This is a genomic window from Vibrio sp. SG41-7 (genome assembly GCF_014164465.1).
Taxonomy (GTDB): domain Bacteria; phylum Pseudomonadota; class Gammaproteobacteria; order Enterobacterales; family Vibrionaceae; genus Vibrio; species Vibrio splendidus.
The window spans coordinates 41034-60178 of the sequence record NZ_JACJFF010000003.1; the positions used below are offsets into that span (position 1 = coordinate 41034).

The 19145-nt window shown below is 44.9% G+C and carries 16 protein-coding genes and 1 tRNA gene; 8 read left to right on the forward strand and 9 right to left on the reverse strand.

The genetic code is table 11. From position 1 onward, the window contains the following. Window positions 1-34 precede the first annotated feature (34 nt). Window positions 35-119, forward strand: a tRNA-Tyr gene (locus H5300_RS01385). 294 nt (window positions 120-413) lie between these two features. Beyond that, a complete protein-coding gene (locus H5300_RS01390; RefSeq protein WP_017095604.1) occupies window positions 414-1655 on the forward strand; it encodes a hypothetical protein in 1242 nt (413 codons plus the stop codon). Between the two features lie 91 nt (window positions 1656-1746). On the opposite strand, the gene H5300_RS01395 is transcribed toward H5300_RS01390, so the two are convergent. After that, on the reverse strand, window positions 1747-2655 hold the full coding sequence (locus H5300_RS01395) for a Tim44 domain-containing protein (RefSeq protein ID WP_017076759.1): 909 nt from the start codon (window positions 2653-2655) through the stop codon (window positions 1747-1749). A gap of 196 nt (window positions 2656-2851) precedes the next feature. Between H5300_RS01395 and H5300_RS01400 the strand changes: the two genes are divergently transcribed. From H5300_RS01400 to H5300_RS01410, 3 genes are all read left to right on the forward strand, one after another. Further along, window positions 2852-3442 (forward strand): TetR/AcrR family transcriptional regulator, encoded by a 591-nt coding sequence (locus tag H5300_RS01400; protein ID WP_004736110.1) that lies wholly within the window; start codon window positions 2852-2854, stop codon window positions 3440-3442. Between the two features lie 17 nt (window positions 3443-3459). Next, complete coding sequence (locus H5300_RS01405; protein ID WP_017084561.1) at window positions 3460-5334, forward strand: MFS transporter; 1875 nt, start codon at window positions 3460-3462, stop codon at window positions 5332-5334. A 146-nt stretch (window positions 5335-5480) separates the two neighbouring features. Next, window positions 5481-6401, forward strand: a complete 921-nt coding sequence (locus tag H5300_RS01410) for a YeiH family protein (RefSeq protein ID WP_004736106.1) — start codon at window positions 5481-5483, stop codon at window positions 6399-6401. 133 nt (window positions 6402-6534) lie between these two features. Here H5300_RS01410 and H5300_RS01415 read toward each other — a convergent pair whose 3' ends face one another. After that, window positions 6535-6702 carry a hypothetical protein gene (locus H5300_RS01415; RefSeq protein ID WP_004736103.1) on the reverse strand — a complete coding sequence of 56 codons (168 nt, stop codon included), beginning with the start codon at window positions 6700-6702 and terminating at the stop codon, window positions 6535-6537. Between the two features lie 106 nt (window positions 6703-6808). Then, window positions 6809-7687 carry a LysR substrate-binding domain-containing protein gene (locus H5300_RS01420; protein WP_054541710.1) on the reverse strand — a complete coding sequence of 293 codons (879 nt, stop codon included), beginning with the start codon at window positions 7685-7687 and terminating at the stop codon, window positions 6809-6811. Window positions 7688-7880: 193 nt separating this feature from the next. Between H5300_RS01420 and nagE the strand changes: the two genes are divergently transcribed. Beyond that, on the forward strand, window positions 7881-9326 hold the full coding sequence (gene nagE / locus H5300_RS01425) for an N-acetylglucosamine-specific PTS transporter subunit IIBC (RefSeq protein WP_182795293.1): 1446 nt from the start codon (window positions 7881-7883) through the stop codon (window positions 9324-9326). A 133-nt stretch (window positions 9327-9459) separates the two neighbouring features. Here the strand turns inward: nagE and menE are convergent, their stop codons facing one another. The 6 genes from menE to H5300_RS01455 form a co-directional block, all read right to left on the reverse strand. Continuing rightward, a complete protein-coding gene (gene menE, locus H5300_RS01430) occupies window positions 9460-10896 on the reverse strand; it encodes an o-succinylbenzoate--CoA ligase (protein ID WP_054541708.1) in 1437 nt (478 codons plus the stop codon). A gap of 52 nt (window positions 10897-10948) precedes the next feature. Next, on the reverse strand, window positions 10949-11956 hold the full coding sequence (gene menC / locus H5300_RS01435; RefSeq protein WP_182795280.1) for an o-succinylbenzoate synthase: 1008 nt from the start codon (window positions 11954-11956) through the stop codon (window positions 10949-10951). Window positions 11957-12031: 75 nt separating this feature from the next. Then, window positions 12032-12898: a 1,4-dihydroxy-2-naphthoyl-CoA synthase gene (gene menB / locus H5300_RS01440; RefSeq protein WP_029222208.1), complete on the reverse strand. Its 867-nt coding sequence runs from the start codon at window positions 12896-12898 to the stop codon at window positions 12032-12034. Between the two features lie 102 nt (window positions 12899-13000). Next, window positions 13001-13801, reverse strand: a complete 801-nt coding sequence (gene menH / locus H5300_RS01445; protein WP_017091509.1) for a 2-succinyl-6-hydroxy-2,4-cyclohexadiene-1-carboxylate synthase — start codon at window positions 13799-13801, stop codon at window positions 13001-13003. 9 nt (window positions 13802-13810) lie between these two features. Continuing rightward, the gene (menD, locus tag H5300_RS01450; RefSeq protein ID WP_182795294.1) at window positions 13811-15535 is read right to left on the reverse strand and encodes a 2-succinyl-5-enolpyruvyl-6-hydroxy-3-cyclohexene-1-carboxylic-acid synthase; all 1725 of its coding nucleotides are present in this window, start codon (window positions 15533-15535) and stop codon (window positions 13811-13813) included. After that, a complete protein-coding gene (locus tag H5300_RS01455; RefSeq protein WP_004736095.1) occupies window positions 15532-16839 on the reverse strand; it encodes an isochorismate synthase MenF in 1308 nt (435 codons plus the stop codon). Before H5300_RS01455 ends, menD begins: the two co-directional genes overlap by 4 nt. 296 nt (window positions 16840-17135) lie before the next feature. Between H5300_RS01455 and H5300_RS01460 the strand changes: the two genes are divergently transcribed. Both H5300_RS01460 and yfbR read left to right on the forward strand, forming a co-directional pair. Further along, a complete protein-coding gene (locus tag H5300_RS01460) occupies window positions 17136-18368 on the forward strand; it encodes a pyridoxal phosphate-dependent aminotransferase (protein ID WP_017084554.1) in 1233 nt (410 codons plus the stop codon). Between the two features lie 170 nt (window positions 18369-18538). Continuing rightward, window positions 18539-19123 (forward strand): 5'-deoxynucleotidase, encoded by a 585-nt coding sequence (gene yfbR / locus H5300_RS01465; protein ID WP_054541704.1) that lies wholly within the window; start codon window positions 18539-18541, stop codon window positions 19121-19123. The last annotated feature ends 22 nt before the right edge of the window (window positions 19124-19145 follow it).

Consider the following 19145-nt stretch of genomic DNA (forward strand, 5'->3'; position numbering starts at 1 on the left):
TTAGGCTTACTTTGTGAAGAGTAAGACACACCCTGGAGGGGTTCCCGAGTGGCCAAAGGGAGCAGACTGTAAATCTGCCGGCACTGCCTTCGATGGTTCGAATCCGTCTCCCTCCACCATATTCTCCTTAATTGGAAAATCGAAAAGCCAACTCATTGAGTTGGCTTTTTTCGTTTCCGAGCCTTCCTGCAAAGCCCTTCTTAGCCCAATACAATCGTAGACTCTATTCAAACTATGTAGACCTACAGAACTTGATGTATTCAATACTTCTTAGATTCCATAATCAAATAATCACATCCCTTATTAATCTATTGAGATATATCAATATTTTATAAAACAATGAGCATAAGGTTTTCCTGCAAATACTCATTAAAACGCACAATGTCGTTTAGGCTAAGTAAGGGAAATAAATCATGAATAACAACTATTGGATGATGAATCTGTGTCTTATTGGATTAACAGCGTGTGGCGGCGGAGGGTCCAGTTCTCCTTCGGCTCCCGCATCATCATATATTTCTACCAATCAATATATGCCAGCGCAGCATAACGCTGTTTGGCAATATAGTGATGACAATACAGGGCAAAGCTATCAAGTCACCAGTTCTCCAGTAACCATTGATGCTAATGGTATTGAGACATTTTCACTGAATTGGGTCCACAGTGGATTTACCCAATCTTTCGAATACAAAGATGATCAGCTGAATCTAAAAGGTCTCACCTTCAATCAAGTTTGGGTTAATGGTGTTCACTACAAAGCGCACTTTGATATTTCAAACACTCCATTTACCCTTCTACCGGCTTACGCTGAATTAGGAGGACGCTTGGACACAAGCTATACCTCTGCCGTAACCACCATTACACCAGATATAGGCCCCGCATATACAAATGTCCTACCGATATGGAAAAATCATGGTATTGAAACCATAGTAACTCAACACGGTTACTATGAGGCCGTGCACATCGAGTTCACCCTAGCGTTTGATGTGACGGTCGATACGCCTGCCTATGGGACGATCAACCTAGATCAAGTATCACTAATGCAAGAACTTTGGTTTTCACCGGGGATTGGTATTGTCAAAATCAAAGACACTAGCTCTTCAATTACCTACCCAGCTGAACTCTCACTCGACAGCTTCAATCGCTATCGAGACCAAGATGATGAAATCGCATCACTGCCAGTTGCCATTGAAATTGATGAAAAGAGCCCTTGGAAAAATCTACATAAAGCCTTTGGTATTGAGGCATTTTATGGAACTTGGACAGAAACCACCAACCAATGCTCACCCGTACCATCAGATAATGCACGATACCAACTCGCGCTATCGCAAGACAGTTACACACTAACAAAGGTGACTTATCAAGATGGGGACTGCAGTATTAACGGAACGAACGTATTCAAAACTGAATCCGTAAAATCAGGTGACTATACGTTTATCAATAACGGTCAACCTTCAAACACCCTTTCGCTCAAACTTAGCGTTCAGTCTGAAAGTTTACGTGAACAGCGCCCTGATAGTCCTTGGAGTAATTACTATGATGGAACAAGCGGTGTCGAAGAGAGCATCAGCCTCAAAAAGACTGGCGATAACCAGCTAAAGTTTGAGATCTATGATTGGGGAAGCATGCACACTCATACACTGAACTACGCGCCATAGCTCACTCTCAGTACTAATTGCTTTCTGAATATAAAAAAGAGCCCTCACCTATTTGGCGAGGGCTCTTCGTTTAATCACGAAACTGGACTAATTAGCCTTGAATACCAACAATTAACCAAGGTGCATTGTCAGTTGTTAGGTCACGCTCTAGGTGCCAGATATCTGTGATATCTTCTTCAACGCCATCCGCAGTGTCACGGTAACGACCGCTGAACTGAAGGCTTAGCTGTGCTTTGCTACCATCGTGGTCTGCACGAACGATTTCAGCATCAACGTACATTACGTCTGTGTGCTGATCACCGTCTAGCTTATTACGCTCAGCTTTTAGGTCTTCAAATAGGCTTGGAGATACATATTCTTCAATCGTGTTTAGCTCGTTGTGATTCCATGCACCTTGCAGTGTACGGTAGTGCTCACGAGAACCGTTGATGAATGCCGCTTGATCAAAGCCCGGTGGGTAGTTATGTGGAACATCGCTTTGTGCACCAAAACCGAAACCACCAGCAGCGCCTTGTGATTGAGGTTGTGCTTGCTCGAAGTTATGAACATTTGGCTGTTGCTTAGGTTGTTCAAACTTGTTCTGACCCATGCCGCCGAATGCTGGCTGTTGACCACGTGCATTCTGCTGATTCATTGAGCCCTGCTTCGCACCCAACATTCCGCGTAGAAATTTAAACGCTAGGAAAGCAATCAGACCCATAATCAGAATATCCATGAACTGGATACCTTCAAATGCGCCACCAAAGAATGCAGCTAAAAGACCACCAGCAAGTAAACCACCTAGCAGACCGCCCATAAGGCCTTTCTTACTAGAGTTAGCTGCTGTGTTCTTACCCGTTTGATCTTGACGGATCGAATTCGTGTTTTGTTGTTTTGGTGCTGGAGCCGTTTTAAAGCTTTTGCCAAATGACTTACCACCACCAAACTTTTTCGCTTCCGCGATTGGCGTCACCGCGACTGTTACCAACAGGATCGCGACTAGTGAGAAAAATCGTTTCATTATTATCCTTTATAGGTTTTTTATCTTTCGACACCTTAATCATACTCGTTAACAAAGAACAATGAAATATTCACGGCGTTTACACATGTATCATAATATTGCGGCTATTAATTGATTACTAAACTAGCGAAGGGATTGACGGCACTCTGGGGCAGCATTAAAATATTGAACGATGTTCATTTAATAGAAAGTACCCATGGCAAGACGAAACGATCATACTCGCGAACAATTAGTGCAATTAACCTTAAAAACGGTGACCGACTTCTTAGAAGAGCACTCTTATCACGAGCTAAGTCTGCGTAAAATCGCCAATATGATTGGTTATGTTCCAAGTACCTTGGTGAATGTATTTGGCAACTACAACCTATTGCTATTGCATGTTGTTGCTCAAACATTAGATGAACTGGCGTCAGAATCTGCTGTAGCAGTTGAACAATCGAGCAATCCTCAGCAAGCTCTATTCAACCTTGCCTACTGCTACCACGATTTTGCACAAAAACACCCTCACCGTTGGCAGCTTATCTTCGAGCACAACATGAACGGTGAAAACCTTCCTGAATGGCAATCGAACCGTATCGATAGAATGACAGGTATGCTAGAGCAACTATTAATCGCGATTGCTCCTGAACATACTGAAAGCGAAGTCGTTAAAGCCAGCCGTGTACTATGGTCTGGAGTACATGGAATTACTCTACTTAGCGTTGATGATAAATTTTTCGCCTCTGAGCCTATCGATGGTAAAGAGTTGATCAATAACCTAGTCTCAAACTACTTAACCAACTGGTAATCATCCAAGGAAAGACAATGAACAACAGCAGCCAATCTTCGCTGTTAACGCAAAAAAGGTTCCTACCCTACTTTATTACCCAATTTCTGGGAGCCTTTAATGACAACATATTCAAAAATGTTCTGTTACTGTTTGTTGCTTTCGCAAGCGTAGACACGCTACCTATTTCCAGCAATTTATTTATTAATTTGGCCGCTGGCCTTTTTATTCTGCCCTTCTTCCTGTTTTCTGCTTTGGCTGGTGTGCTGGCTGACAAATATGAAAAATCGTGGTTTATCCGTAAAGTTAAGCTTCTTGAAGTGGTGATAATGTCACTGGGTGCGGTCGGATTTATCTACGAAAGCTACGAAATATTACTACTGCTTTTGTTTTTGATGGGGACACAAAGTGCCTTCTTTGGCCCCGTTAAGTACGCCCTACTCCCGCAACAGTTAGAAACCAAAGAGCTTGTGTCCGGAAATGCTTTGGTTGAAACAGGCACATTCTTAGCCATCCTAATCGGTACTCTAGGTGCTGGTATTATTGCATCTGAAGAAAGCGCGAAGCTCATTGCTGCGATATGTATTGTTTCTTTCGCCGTGCTTGGCTATGTATCAAGTTGCTTTATCCCAGAAGCGCCAAGTAACGCACCAGATCTGAAAGTAAAGTGGCAGCCAGTAAAGCTAACTCGCGCAACACTCGCTATTGCCAAAAAAGACCGCCCAACCTTTCAAGCACTGATGTCGATCAGCTGGTTCTGGTTCCTCGGTGCAGCTTACCTCACTCAGTTTCCCAACTTCACCAAGGTTTACCTAAACGGTACTGAAAGCGCTGTCGCGTTTTTGTTGGCACTGTTCTCGGTAGGCATTGCGATTGGCTCGTTGGCTTGCGATAAGTTATCTAATCACCGTATTGAAATCGGCATCGTGCCAATGGGCAGCCTGGGTATTTCGATCTTCGGCCTGTTGATGGCGATATCCATTCCAGAGTCTTTGCCTGACTTTAACTCTTTCCATCAGTTTGTGACGTATTCAGAACTATGGCCGCTGTTTGCTTATCTTCTACTTCTGGGGATCTCTGGCGGTATCTTTATTGTTCCGCTTTACTCTCTAATGCAGCTTCGGGCAAAGCCAAATGAGCGAGCTCAAGTAATCGCCGGGCTCAATATCTACAACTCGCTATTCATGGTCGGGAGCGCTGTTTTAGGTATTGTTTGCCTTAGTATTCTGGAGCTTTCAATTCCACAACTGTTTGTACTGCTCGCGATAGGAAACACTTTGGTTATGCTGTATCTGTTTTATCAGGTGCCTATTTACGCTTTCCGTTTCTTTACGTGGGTGGTCACTCACACCATGTACCGAGTTAAACATAAAAATTTACATCACCTGCCAGAAAAAGGCGGCGCATTGATTATCTGTAACCATGTGAGTTATATGGATGCATTATTACTGAGCGCCGTTTGCCCTCGCTTGATCCGCTTTGTGATGGAAGAAGATTACACCAAGTTGCCGCCTATTCGACGTTTCTTGAAAAGAGCTGGGGTTATTCCAATCTCCGCAACCAACCGTAGCTCGATTCGAAATGCTTTTAAAGAAGTAGAACGCGCCCTGCATGAAGGCCACATCGTGTGTATTTTTCCAGAAGGAAAGCTAACCTCTGATGGTGAAGTCGCAGAGTTCATGCGTGGAATGGAGCTGATTATCAAACGATCTCCTGTGTCAGTCATTCCAATGGCTCTCAAAGGGCTATGGGGCAGCTACTTCAGTCGTTATAAAGGCAGTGCCTGCAAAGGGTTACCAACCCGTTTCTGGACCAAGTTAGAAATAGAAGCTGGCAAGCCAATTCTCGCTAAAGATGCCTCGTGCAAAACTCTTCGGCAGTCAGTCTCAGACCTTCGTGGAACACTACGCTAGCTAACCAGCCCTTTATTCATATCAGCTGAACAAGCGTTAAGTTTTCCTTAACGTTTGTTCAATTCATTTAGACTTACTTATCATTTTATTGAACGTATAGTGGTCTCATTACAATAACGCGACAATACAACAAGACTCTAAATACAATGAATCTAAAAAAGTCTGCTCCATTTTATCTTGCTGCACTGTTTTGCTTAACACCTTGGGTAAGCTCTCCTACGGCCCTCGTTATTGGCTTCCTGCTTGCTAGTTTAGGTTTAGTCCCTGAGCATCTAGAAGTAGGCAAACTCACAAAGAAGTTACTGGCCTACTCGATTGTCGGCTTAGGCTTTGGCATTCAGTTTGAAAAAGCATTGGCGGTAACAGGCGACGGTATTGGTCTAATTGTCACGACCATCATTGGTACGTTAGTCATTGGTTGGTTCTTAGCCAAACGAATGGGATTGGATCGTACCACGGGTTACCTAATCTCTTCAGGTACCGCTATTTGTGGTGGTAGCGCGATAGCAGCTGTGGCACCTGCGATTAAAGCAGACGATGAACAGATTGGCTTGGCGCTAGCTACGGTATTTGTGTTGAACTCGGTAGCTCTATTCTTATTCCCGATGATTGGCCACGCGCTTGAGTTAAGCCAACAAACATTTGGTACTTGGGCCGCCATTGCAATTCACGATACATCTTCTGTGGTAGGTGCAGCTTCGGCTTATGGTGAAGAAGCACTGACGACAGCGACAACATTGAAGCTCGCTCGTGCACTTTGGATCATCCCAATCGCTTTAGTCAGCGCGATGATCTTCAAGAACGATCAAAAGAAGATTACGATTCCTTACTTCATTTTCTTCTACTGCGCCGCCATTGCTATCAGTGACTTGCTGCCACAATTTGAGATGGTCTACCAAGGGATCTTTGATGTGTCCAAACGCGCGTTGGTTGTGTGTCTGTTCTTAATTGGCTGTGGTATTTCTGTAGAGAAGTTAAAAGCAGCAGGGCCGAAGCCATTGATGTTTGGTATTACGATGTGGACGATGATTTCGACGGGTTCTTTGGCGTGGTTAACTCTTGCTTAGTTCGCAAAGAAACGCTTTAACTGGTTGTTCGGTTACCTAGACACTCAGATTAGCGAGCAACAAAACAAAAAGGCAAAGCTCCAATGGGCTTTGCCTTTATCGTTTGTGGTAACGATATTCTTTGTTGCAACAATCACAAATCAAACAGGGGCTTATCACTCTTCTTGCTCTCTCTTTTCATTAAAACAAGTACCACAACCAACACAAATGCGGTGAGTTCAGCCAACGAGCGAGTCAACCCTGACGAAGTGACCGCTTGGCCTATCTGCAGTAAAACCGCAATGATGAGGGCAATTTTCATAATAAGACCTTATTCTATAATCCGTTATTTATAGGGCTTATTATGATGGATGGTTATAAAGATAATAAATTCTGTTTTGAACTATCTAATTGCTAAATTAACTAACCTAGCGTAATTGGCCCTCTAACCACTTAATAAAGGTTCTAACCTTAGGCCGCTTTTCCGTGCCCAACGGACAGATCAAATCATACCCTTTGTCTGTATCCATGCTCGGATAAGGCGTTATGAGTTCACCAGTCTCAATGTACTGCTTAACGAAATGATAGCGCCCCATCGCGACACCGAGATTGCTCAGGGCACTTTTTACGCCCATATCCCGATGGCTCACGCAATAAAACTGCTCAAACAAGTTCACATCTAAGCCGTTATGCTTAATCCAACGCTGCCACACGTCTGACCCTAATGCATGAATGAAATTAATCCGATGTAACGACTCCACACCATCATCAAAGATGTTGTGTTCAGCCGCATAACTCGGCGTACATACCGGAATATACTTTTCACCAAACAAGCGCTGTCGATGCATATCTTTGAGATCTTCAGCACCATAGTAAATAGCGACATCGAGATGATTTTGATGAAAATCCTGCTCTTCTTGCGAGAAAATGTTGAGGTTAAACTTAGGGTATCGCTGTTTAAAATCAGCCAATCTTGGCAGTAGCCAACTATTGGCAAAGGCAGGACTGGTTCCGATATTGATCTGTCCATACAGATCTGTGTTGGTAATATCTTCGATCTCACCAAAAATAGAGCTTAATGACTTAGATAACGTTCGTTGAAAGCGCTGACCTTCTTCAGTCAGTTCCAGCTTACGAGTCCCTCGTACAAACAGGTTAAATCCGAGTTCACCTTCCAACACTTTGATTCGATGGCTAACGGCTCCCTGAGTCAAATGCAACTTTTTCGCGGCTAACGTAAAGCTCATTTTCTCTGCAGCAACATTAAATGTATGAAGGTTTCTCAGTAAAGATTGATGGTTAGCCATATGAACTCATGCATTAAAAATTTTAATTCATAGTACTACCCGTTTCGTTTGTTTGCATTAAGAAATAAGTTTCTAATAGCCGCAGTTACTTAAAATCCTGCCTCGATCAATATTTAACTCCATACGTTGACGAGCAGAAACATTAAAAAAATTAATTACAAACTTAGGGGCACGTATGAATATACTCGGGTATATGCAAAAAGTAGGTAAGGCATTGATGGTTCCCGTAGCCACACTGCCAGCTGCAGCAATCCTTATGGGGATCGGCTACTGGTTGGATCCTGTTGGTTGGGGTTCTGAAAGTATCTTAGCCGCATTCTTGATCAAATCAGGTGGTGCGATCATTGACAACATGGCGGTTCTGTTCGCGGTGGGTGTTGCCTTTGGTTTAAGCCGTGATAAGAATGGTTCTGCGGCACTGTCTGGTTTTGTGATGTTCCTAGTCGTTACCACGCTACTTGCTCCGGGCTCAGTTGCTCAATTGATGGATGTTGAGTTAAGTGAAGTACCAGCGGCATTCGGAAAAATCAGCAACCAATTCGTGGGTATCATTGTCGGTATCATTTCCGCTGAAATCTATAACCGCTACTCAACGGTTGAGCTTCCGCAAGCTTTAGCTTTCTTCAGCGGTAAGCGTTTGGTTCCTATCCTTACCTCAATCGCAGGTATGGCGCTCTCTTTTGCTCTGCTATACATCTGGCCAGCTGTGTACGATGCTCTGATCGTATTGGGTATTAAGCTAGAAAGCATGGGCGCTGTGGGTGCTGGTCTGTTTGGCTTCTTCAACCGTTTGTTCCTATCAATAGGCATGCACCACGCACTCTACCCTGTGTTCTGGTTCGATGTTGTGGGTATTAACGACATTCCAAACTTCCTAGGCGGCGCACAATCTATCGCTAACGGTACGGGCATTCCGGGTAAAACAGGCATGTACCAAGCAGGCTTCTTCCCTATAATGATGTTTGGTTTACCTGCAGCTGCATTGGCGATGTACCACTGCGCTGACGCGAAAAACAAGAACCAAGTATTCGCCATCATGCTTGCCGCAGCAATGGCTTCGTTCTTCACAGGCATCACTGAGCCTCTAGAGTTCAGCTTTATGTTTCTAGCTCCTGTATTGTTCCTATTGCACGCAGTGTTAACAGGTCTGTCGCTTTACATTGCAGCAAGCATGGAATGGATGGCAGGCTTCGGCTTCTCTGCAGGCTTTGTTGACTTAGTACTATCAAGCCAAAACCCGTTAGCGACTAACTGGTACATGTTATTAGTTCAAGGTGGGGTGTTCTTCGCGCTTTACTACGGTATTTTCCGCTTCGCTATCATCAAGTTCAATCTACGTACTCCGGGTCGTGGTGAAGAGATGGAAGCAGAAGGCGAGACAAAATCTCCAGAAGCGTTAGTTAGCCTAACCAACAACTACATCGAAGCTATTGGTGGTGCAGACAACATTCTAGAAGTGGACAACTGTATTACTCGCTTACGCTTAACAGTAAAAGACTCGTCAGCAGCAGACAGTGACAAACTGAAAAAACTAGGTGCTGCAGGCGTCGTTCCTATCGGAAAAGGTGGCCTACAAGTCATTATCGGTTTAGGTAAGGTAGATAAGGTTGCTGAACAAATGAAGAAGGCACTCGCTTAAGCCAAACAGATAAAAGCCTTAATGACCAGATAGAATATTAAGAATTTGTGATGGTTTCACCACCATCACAACCCCCTGAAGCGCAATTACGACTAGTCACCGTGTATTGCGCTTCATTTTATTGTTCTCAGTTCTATTTAGAACGTATCTGCTGTAACCACTGTGCCAATCCTGCGCGTGAAACCTTAATGCCTAGCTGCTCTTGATGAGGCATTCGATAGTACTCGACAGGAAATTTGAACCGTTCCAGGCAGCCATTTAATTGCTCGGTAAACCATTCTTTGGTTGGTAAATCCGTACAATCCACAATAGCGACAGGTCGAAACCCGAACTCATCGTCTTCAATAGGAACAATAAACGCCTGATTAACCTCAGACAACTGATTGAGTGCTCGCTCAATCTCTTCGCAATGAATGTTCTCACCACCAGAAATAAACTGATTGTCGGCGCGACCAATAATCGACACTTGTTCACCAACCCACTCACCAAGATCTTTGCTATCGAACCAGCCGTTCTTATCAACTAATGGCGTTAATTTACCTTGGTGGTAATAACCGGAAGCGAGCGTATCGCCGCCAATAAAGATACGTTGTTCTTCAATTTTCAGCTGGCGATGGTTAAGGACAAAACCTGCAGTATTACTAGAATCAACGGGCTTCGCAGTCACTGTTGAAGCCGCTTCTGTCATGCCGTAGCCAAGCCATGTTTCGATACCCATTTGTTGAGCTTCAAGCCCAAGAGCCTCAGGTATATGGCTACCACCCAAAAGTACATGCGTTAAAGTAAGTGCTTGCTTACTCTTTAGTAATCGATGTAGCTGAGTAGCGACTAATGAAGCGTGACTGCATTCTTCTATATCAGTCTCAAGCTGACCTGTGCCTATCTTGATGCAGCCACCAGCCGCTAACCAACGATGAACTATCGCTAGCCCCGACACATGGTACATAGGTAAACTCAGTAACCAAGTGTCGGCTTGTTCAAAGTTGAAAGCGTCTAGTAAACCCTGAGCTGAACATAAGTGTTGCTGCAACGTGTGAGCCACCGCTTTCGGGTTTCCAGTAGAGCCAGAAGTGAATACGATGCTTGCAAGGTTTTGAGGATTGAAGCTGGAATCTTCCAGCATTGTTAAAGGTAGGCCATCACTATCGACCTTAACTTCACTTAGGCAAGGAAACGTCACCAACTTAGTGTTCAAATCAGCAGCATCAGAACGCTCTAACCCACTACTGTCCAATAGCCAAAGGTAGCTTTGTTGACCTGCTTGATATAAGGAATCGAGCTTTTGCTTCAGGCGTAAGCGAGGTTGAGGCATGGTAAAAGCGCAAATAACACCCAAATTGAGTGCGGCAAAATAAGCAGGAATCACTTCTGATTGATTCTTACCAACAATCGTCAGGACATCACCTTCAGATAGGCCTTGATGAGATAGTTGTTGTTGGTACTCACTCACTAGCACAGACACTTGCTGCCAAGTATAAGTGTGGTGAGTAGTCACTAACGCTGTTTGATGTGGGTTTTGCTGCGCCCACTGTACCCAAAGCGGGTGATGATTAGATTGTGGGCGCATCATAAGATAACCAAGTTATAGATTGAAAACGGTCTAAGCCAATCGAACGATCAGCTTAAGAAGACCAAATCAATTGTTGCTGTTCAAGAGTAGAAACCGGAAGCTGACAACCCGGCCAAGAAACCTCTAGCTGTTGCTGATACAAGCCAATTGTATCAAGTCCTGGAACTTCATTAGGCAAGTATTGTTGTGCTAATCGAGCAATCTGAGTTAAGCCAAGGCTAGACTCTATGCTTGAGCTTAGTACTGGTTTGATACCGAGTTGCTGTGCACGCTCAATGATTGCCACACAACGCTCGACAGAACCAATAAGAGTTGGCTTGATCACGACAGCTTTTACACCAGTAAGGTCGCTAAGATCAAACTCTGGGCTTCGCACCGCTTCTTGCAATGTTTCGTCCCAAGCAATCGCTACGCCATGGTCAATGGCAAATGCCAAGCTGTCTTCTGGTTTTTGGCAAGGCTCTTCAATAAAGCTAATACGCTGACGCAGTGAAGGCGCAATGTACTTGATAAACTGCTTAGCCTTTTCCGGCTTCCATGCACGGTTAGCATCAAGTCTTAAGGTTAAATCAGGGATCGACTCAAGAAATAAGCTGACCAACATGCCATCACGAATCGCTTCGTAGAGACCGACTTTCACTTTCGCGACCTTCTCGCCTTTCATCTCATTCAGCACAGGGATCAGTTCATCTGGGTCTCCTGTACAGAACGGCGCGGCTTGGTAGTTACCTTCAGCGTTGAGTTCGCCTCGTAATTCCATCATCGCCATTGAAAAGCCGAAGGCAACAGAAGGATATAGCTCATCAAAAGGCGTTTGAGGGTTATTGTGGCTCCAAAGCTCTAATTCGTGTTGAAGCTGAATGCCAGCTTGTTCGGCATCTTCTTGGCTAAAACCTGGCAAAGGTGCGACTTCGCCAAAGCCAGTTTTACCATCACACTCTAGTTGGATGATATAGCCAACGCGTTCGTTCAACTTATTGTCACGAAGAATCACGCCACTATCCATAGGCAATTGATAACGGTAGAGTTTAGCGTGACGCTGAGAATTCACTGAGTTCATAAAGTTTCCTAAAAAACGGGGAACATCAAAACAAAACGAGCCGCTATTAGCGACTCATTTTAAAGAAGAGAAAGACTATGGGTTACGCGGAAATTTGTCGAAATCAGGTCGACGCTTCTCGTTAAATGCATTTCGGCCTTCTTGGCCTTCTTCTGTCATGTAGAACATCATGGTTGCGTTACCCGCCAACTCTTGTAGACCGGCTTGACCATCACAGTCTGCGTTTAGTGCGGCTTTCAAGCAACGCAGCGCCATTGGGCTATGTTGAAGCACTTCACGACACCAACGAACGGTTTCTTTTTCTAGGTCGGCAACAGGCACCACGGTGTTTACCAGGCCCATGTCCAATGCTTCTTGAGCATCGTAGAAACGACACAAGAACCAAATTTCACGTGCTTTCTTCTGACCAACGATACGAGCCATGTAAGAAGCACCCCAACCGCCATCGAATGAACCGACTTTAGGACCCGTCTGACCGAACTGAGCGTTTTCAGCTGCGATAGTAAGGTCTGCCATCATGTGAAGTACATGACCGCCACCGACTGCCCAACCCGATACCGCTGCGATTACTGGTTTTGGACAAGTACGAATTTGACGTTGGAAATCAAGTACGTTCAAGTGGTGTGTACCTGAATCATCTTGGTAGCCGCCGTAGTCACCACGAATACTTTGGTCACCACCAGAACAGAACGCCTTCTCACCAAGACCCGTCAAAATGATTACGCCAACCTTCTCGTCGTAACGAGCATCAGCCAGTGCATTGATCATCTCTTTTACGGTTTGTGGACGGAACGCATTGTGGACTTGAGGACGCGCAATCGTGATTTTCGCAATACCGTCGTCAGACTTGTGGTACTGAATATCTTCGAATTGACTGCTTTCATCGCTCCAGTTAACTGCCGCGTAAAGTTCTTCTTCTGTGATGCCTACTGTTTTAGCCATGGTGATTCCCATTGTTCTATTAGAGACCACGACCAACAAGTAGTCGTGACGGTGTTGCTCTGCTTTTGATAGTGCTTGAGACTAGAGATCCGCTCAGTCAGATTAGCGACGACTGGCGATACATTGGATTATCAAGTTTGAAAACAACTCTGGTTGCTCAAAATGAACATTATGACCAGCGTAGTCGACCTGACTATATTCAAAGCCACTATTCTCAGCTAGCTCCATGAATTTACGATCTTTTTCTCCACACACATAATGCAATAAATGCTCATGAGATTTCAATGTGGCACGTAAATCCGGTTGCTTAGCTAATGAAGTAGATAACAACATATTTGCTACGGATACTCCAAGGTTACCACTACGCTTTATGACCAAAGTTTGTCTTTGCTCATGATTTAGTGAAGAAAAGACGCTTTGTTGATACCAATCGTCTAAAACATCTTCAATCGACTGCTGCGCAAAGCGAACAGCCCACTGCGTATCATGTACTAACCTTTGTGCTCTTTCTTCATCACATTCCAAACCAAAGTTGCCACCTTCAATGATGACTTTCTCTAGGTTGAGCGTCTCAAAGCAAGGGCTTGTCACTCCATACATAGCGAGCCTTCCCCCCATAGAGTAGCCAATCACCACGATAGGGTAATCAGCAGGAAGATCGTTTATCGCCAATTGAGCAGTGATGCACTGGACAATTTTCTTGCAGCAATGATCAAACCCTACCGGATCGATAAAGCGACTTTGTCCGTGTCCGGGTAAATCGATGCAAAGAAGAGGAAAATTCTCGAGAAATGGATGACATGCACTCCAATCATCCCCGCTTCCGAGTAAACCATGTAAAAAAACAAGCAAAGGTTTGTCGGAAGGTTCTTGTACAGCTGGGTAATAATTGGAGTAAAGCATGTAAAGTCCTTAGGCTAATGCCTCGGTGAGCATTGAACTGAATTGTTTCAGTAAAGTAGACGCTTGTTCGGGAGGCGTCTTAACTTCAACGAGCAAGGTACCCTGACCCTGTTCGAAATGTTGTTCGATAATGTTTTGATAGCAATTCAAGGTTTCTGGCGCCGCGTAACCAAGTTGGAACTGCGCAGCAGCGTGTTCAAAACTGAAACCATGAGGCATTTGATAAAGTGACTGTTTTTGCTGCTCTGGTACCGGCAACAAGTCAAAGATCGCACCACCGTCATTGTTGGTCACAACAAGAACCATCGGCGTTAAATTATGAGTCAGCAGAGCCAGTGAATTGAGGTCGTACAACAAAGAGGTATCACCAATCAACATCAACAAAGGATTCTGGTTGGCTTTCACCACGCCCGCAGCCGTCGCCACCAAGCCATCAATGCCCGATGCACCACGGTTACTGTAAACTTGATTCGCAGATATTGATGACAGCATATCCACCAGCCTTACCATCAAGCTATTTCCCACAAATAGCTCTCTGCCTTTAAGTCTAGACGACAAGTCAACGGCAACACTGAGTTCCGTCAATTGGTCATTGTTGGATATTTGCGCGAGGGCGAGTTGCTGAACAGTATTCGCGATTTCGACCAAAGGTGCCGCCCAGCCTGCATGCTGGCCTAACAAGGTGGGTAAATGCTGCTCTGACACCCATGACTCGATAGCAGCAACGATATGGGTTTGAGGCAAATGATCTTGGTTGATTCGGTGCATATCTGGTGACACAACAATATACTGTGATGAGCAGAATGATGATGCTTGCGACTTTATCCAATGATTAAGGCGCTTAGAAACAATGCGCTCACCGAACTGAAGGATAAAATCACATTGATTAAGTTGTTCTTTCGCTACGTCACTCTGCATCCACAGATCATAATGTTTCCAATCACTTGTGACACCTGATTGAGGGTCACAAAAAACTGGCCAGCCTAATGCAGTGGCAAATTGCTGAGCTTTTGTCGCTTGTTCAATATCGAGCGAACCGAGAATAACCACACCCTTACGCCCAAGATACTCACCTGGAGCAATAGGTTGTGTGTTCACTTGATTAGGTAAAAACGTTTGGCTGTAACAACCTGTTCCCGATTTCCACCCAGCGACACTGGATGTGTATTCCGCATACATTTCCGCGCTATTCGCAGAATATAGAGGTTCTGGGAACGGACAGTTGATATGAATCGCACCACCAACATTGCGTTGTTTCACTAGGGCGTGATCAACCGATGTCAGTAACCAATTCAGAGAAACTTGTGTACTAGGGCTTGGTAAGTTTAAAGCACTTTCAACGTGGGAAGAAAAGATACCCTGTTGCTGAATCGTTTGATTGGCACCACAGTCGACCAAGTCGATGGGTCTATCAGAGGTCAGCAAGATCAGCTTCTCGCGTGTCAGCCCAGATTCAGCCGTCGCAGGAAGAAGGTTAGCGACAGCAGTACCAGAGGTAACAATCACGGCAACTGGCTTATCACTGGCTTTAGCTAAACCTAAAGCTAAGAATCCAAGACCACGCTCATCAAAGTGCGTGTGTAAGGTTAACTTGGGATTAGCTTCGGCTTCGAGAGTTAACGGCGTTGAGCGAGAGCCCGGTGCAACACAAACATGTTCAACACCGTTGCGTGCTAGCTCTTCAAGTAATGTGTGACTCCAAACTCTATTTAATACGGCTTGGTCATGATTCATGACGCCACACCCAACGGCGGGTGATCCGAAATCAAGCTGAGTAAGGTCGACATCTTCTTGTTCAATTCTTGCCATTCATGTTCAGCAACCGATCCCGGCACGATCCCTGCTCCAGCAAACAGCTGTACTTGATCGTTTACAACTAACGCACTTCGAATCGCGACACAAAACTCCGCTCTCTGATGACTGATATAGCCAACAGAACCTGCATACCAGCCTCGCGCAAACGGTTCGTGTTCAAGAATGAAATCCATCGCCTCTTTACGCGGTAAACCCGCCACCGCAGCAGTCGGCTGTAATGCAGCAAGCAACTGCACACCGTTAACGCCATTATTAAGCTGAGCGTGGATATTACGCTTAAGATGCTGCACCTTACGCAAGCGCACAAGACGCGTATCCTTTTCAACATGGACCGTTTGAGAATGAGGAGTGAGGCGCTCAATGATGTCATCGACCACATACTGGTTCTCATTGAGGTTTTTACTGTCTTGAGAAAGCCAGTTCGCTAACTCCATATCTTCTGTCGCGTTTTCTCCGCGACCAATGGTTCCCGCTAGAGCTTCAGTATCAAGCTCTGTCCCATATCGGCTATACAAACGCTCTGGCGTTGAGCCAATAAAGCTGTGTTTAGAATCCAATACCAACATAAAGTGAAAGCTGTGATGGTTTTGTAGGTAACTGGCCTTGAGTAATTGAGCTGCGCAGATTGGCGCATCGAGCTGCAGCGTGGTTTTACGCGCTAAAACAACTTTCTTGTACTCTTCGTCGCTAATGCCCTGAAGCACTTTATCGACAAGGTTACCCCACTGTTCTCGTTCTGGAACGTGGTTAATCTGTTCAATGTGAGCCGACAAAGGTGCCAATATCGCCGCTTCTACAGAAAGCTTATTCAAAGCATTAATGGAGGCAACGCGATCAGGAGACAAGTTAACCGCTAGCGACCAAGTGTCGTCAAAGCGGATTAATTCAACCTGAGGAAGGAAGAAAAACGATTCCATGCAACGACGGTTCTTTGCGGTATGTCCATCAAATGAACGTCCACCCCAGATTCGTTGGTCTTCACCAAGAATTGCGTACGCGGGAGCAGGATCAGAAAAAGTGTGCAGTTGACCGAGCGCGACGACCTCTTCACGAGTGTCACGTGACTGCCAGTAGAACTTTGGAAAGAGCGGTTGAGCATGAAGCCATTCTATAAATGCAAACGATGGTTTTTGCGTTAGAACTTCAACACAACGAACTTCACTTGCTTGGGCATTTTGTACTCGCTCAATCAAAGCGGAGATAGTTTGCTGGAAATGTGACAAATCGACCTCGTTCACATCTAAATTATTATTATATTAGTTTGATACTTTATGGGCAGCACCCACTTAGATCAAGAATCTACTATATCTTTTGAACATTCCTGTGATTTTAAGCGATCCAGCCTCTTTATTCATCTTAGACAACAACAAAGAAAGCGATTAATTAAAATTTAGAAAAGAGTGACAACAAAAAGACCAAACGTGACACTGAAATGCGACATTCATCAGATTTTTATTCTATCAAACCCCATTTTGCGGTACTTTAATAAAGTATTTAAATTAATTTCAGGAAATCGGCAATGCAAAATATCGGGATGTCGTCAAAACTCAACAGCGTATGCTACGAAATCAGGGGGCCTGTACTCAAACATGCTAAGCGCATGGAAGAAGAAGGGCATAAAATACTGAAGCTTAATATTGGTAACCCCGCCCCATTTGGTTTTGACGCCCCTGATGAAATCCTTGTTGATGTAATCCGTAACCTACCGACATCTCAAGGTTACTGTGACTCAAAAGGCATCTATTCAGCCCGCAAAGCGGTTGTTCAGCACTACCAGAAAAAAGGCCTACGTAACCTTGATGTAGAAGACGTTTACATTGGTAACGGCGCATCAGAGCTTATCGTTATGTCTATGCAGGCGCTACTGGATAATGGTGATGAAATCTTAGTTCCCGCTCCGGACTACCCACTATGGACAGCGTCTGTTGCGCTTTCTGGTGGTACACCGGTTCACTACATGTGTGATGAAGATGCTGATTGGTATCCAGATCTAGACGACATGCGTGCGAAGATCTCACCAAAGACTCGCGGCATCGTTCTTATCAACCCGAACAACCCAACGGGCGCGGTATACAGCCGTGATTTCCTATTACAAGTTGTTGAGATTGCTCGTGAGCACGGTTTGATCATCTTCGCTGATGAAATCTACGACAAAGTACTTTACGACGGTGCCGTACATACTTCAGTCGCAACGCTTGCTGAAGACGTACTCATGGTGACATTCAACGGTCTGTCTAAGGCTTACCGTGTATGTGGTTTCCGTGGTGGCTGGATGTTCTTAACGGGCCCGAAACACATTGCGAAAGGCTATGTCGAAGGGCTAGAAATGCTCGCCTCGATGCGTTTGTGTGCCAACGTACCAATGCAGCACGCCATCCAAACGGCACTGGGTGGTTATCAGAGTATCAACGAACTGATTCTTCCTGGTGGTCGACTGCTTGAGCAACGTGACCGTGCATGGGAACTGATCAACAAGATCCCTGGCGTTTCTTGTGTGAAACCAAAAGGCGCGATGTACCTGTTCCCTAAGATCGACACCAACATGTACAACATCAAAGACGATCAGAAATTCGTGCTCGATTTCCTTAAGCAAGAGAAGGTGCTATTGGTTCAAGGTACTGGCTTCAACTGGCCAAAACCGGATCACTTCCGCATCGTGACTCTGCCACATATCGAAGACCTAGAAATCGCGATTGGTCGTCTAGAGCGCTTCTTACAGACCTACAACCAAGACGACCTCATCGAAGGTTAATTAACACAGAGAAAGATGACTACAATTTGCTGTTTTAAAAGACTTTAACTTGTAATCAATCACTTCTATGCTTAAAGGGCTCCTGTTTGGGAGCCTTTTTTGTATCCGCTGTCTCGTATCACTATGTTGAACACATGATACGAGTGGAGCACAGTTTAGAAAGGACTCTTATGAAACAAAGCCATTTCTTTGCCCATATTGCCCGTATGAAGCTGATTCAACGCTGGCCCCTGATGCGTTCAATCTCAAGCGAGAATATTTCAGAACATAGCCTGCAGGTGGCTTTCGTCGCACATGCCTTGGCATTAATTAAAAATAAGAAGTTTGATGGCCAGCTCAACCCCGAGCACATTGCGCTGCTTGGTATGTATCACGATACCAGTGAAGTGCTAACAGGGGATTTACCGACGCCAGTTAAATATTACAATCCAGACATCGCACAAGAGTATAAAAAGATAGAAGCGGCAGCAGAGCAAAGACTGCTTTCAATGCTGCCAGAAGAATTCCGAGACGACTTCGCTCCGTTTTTGATATCTGGAACAGCAAGTAAAGAAGAGCAAAGCATCGTCAAGCAAGCCGACACTATCTGTGCTTACCTCAAATGCTTGGAAGAACTCAGCGCGGGAAACCACGAATACGAACAGGCCAAACGCAGGCTTGAAGAGACGCTATCACAACGCAAAAGCCCGGAGATGGATTACTTTCTGACGACATTTGCACCCAGTTTCGAATTATCACTAGACGAAATCAGCTAGCTAGGTATAAGTTGAGTGTAAT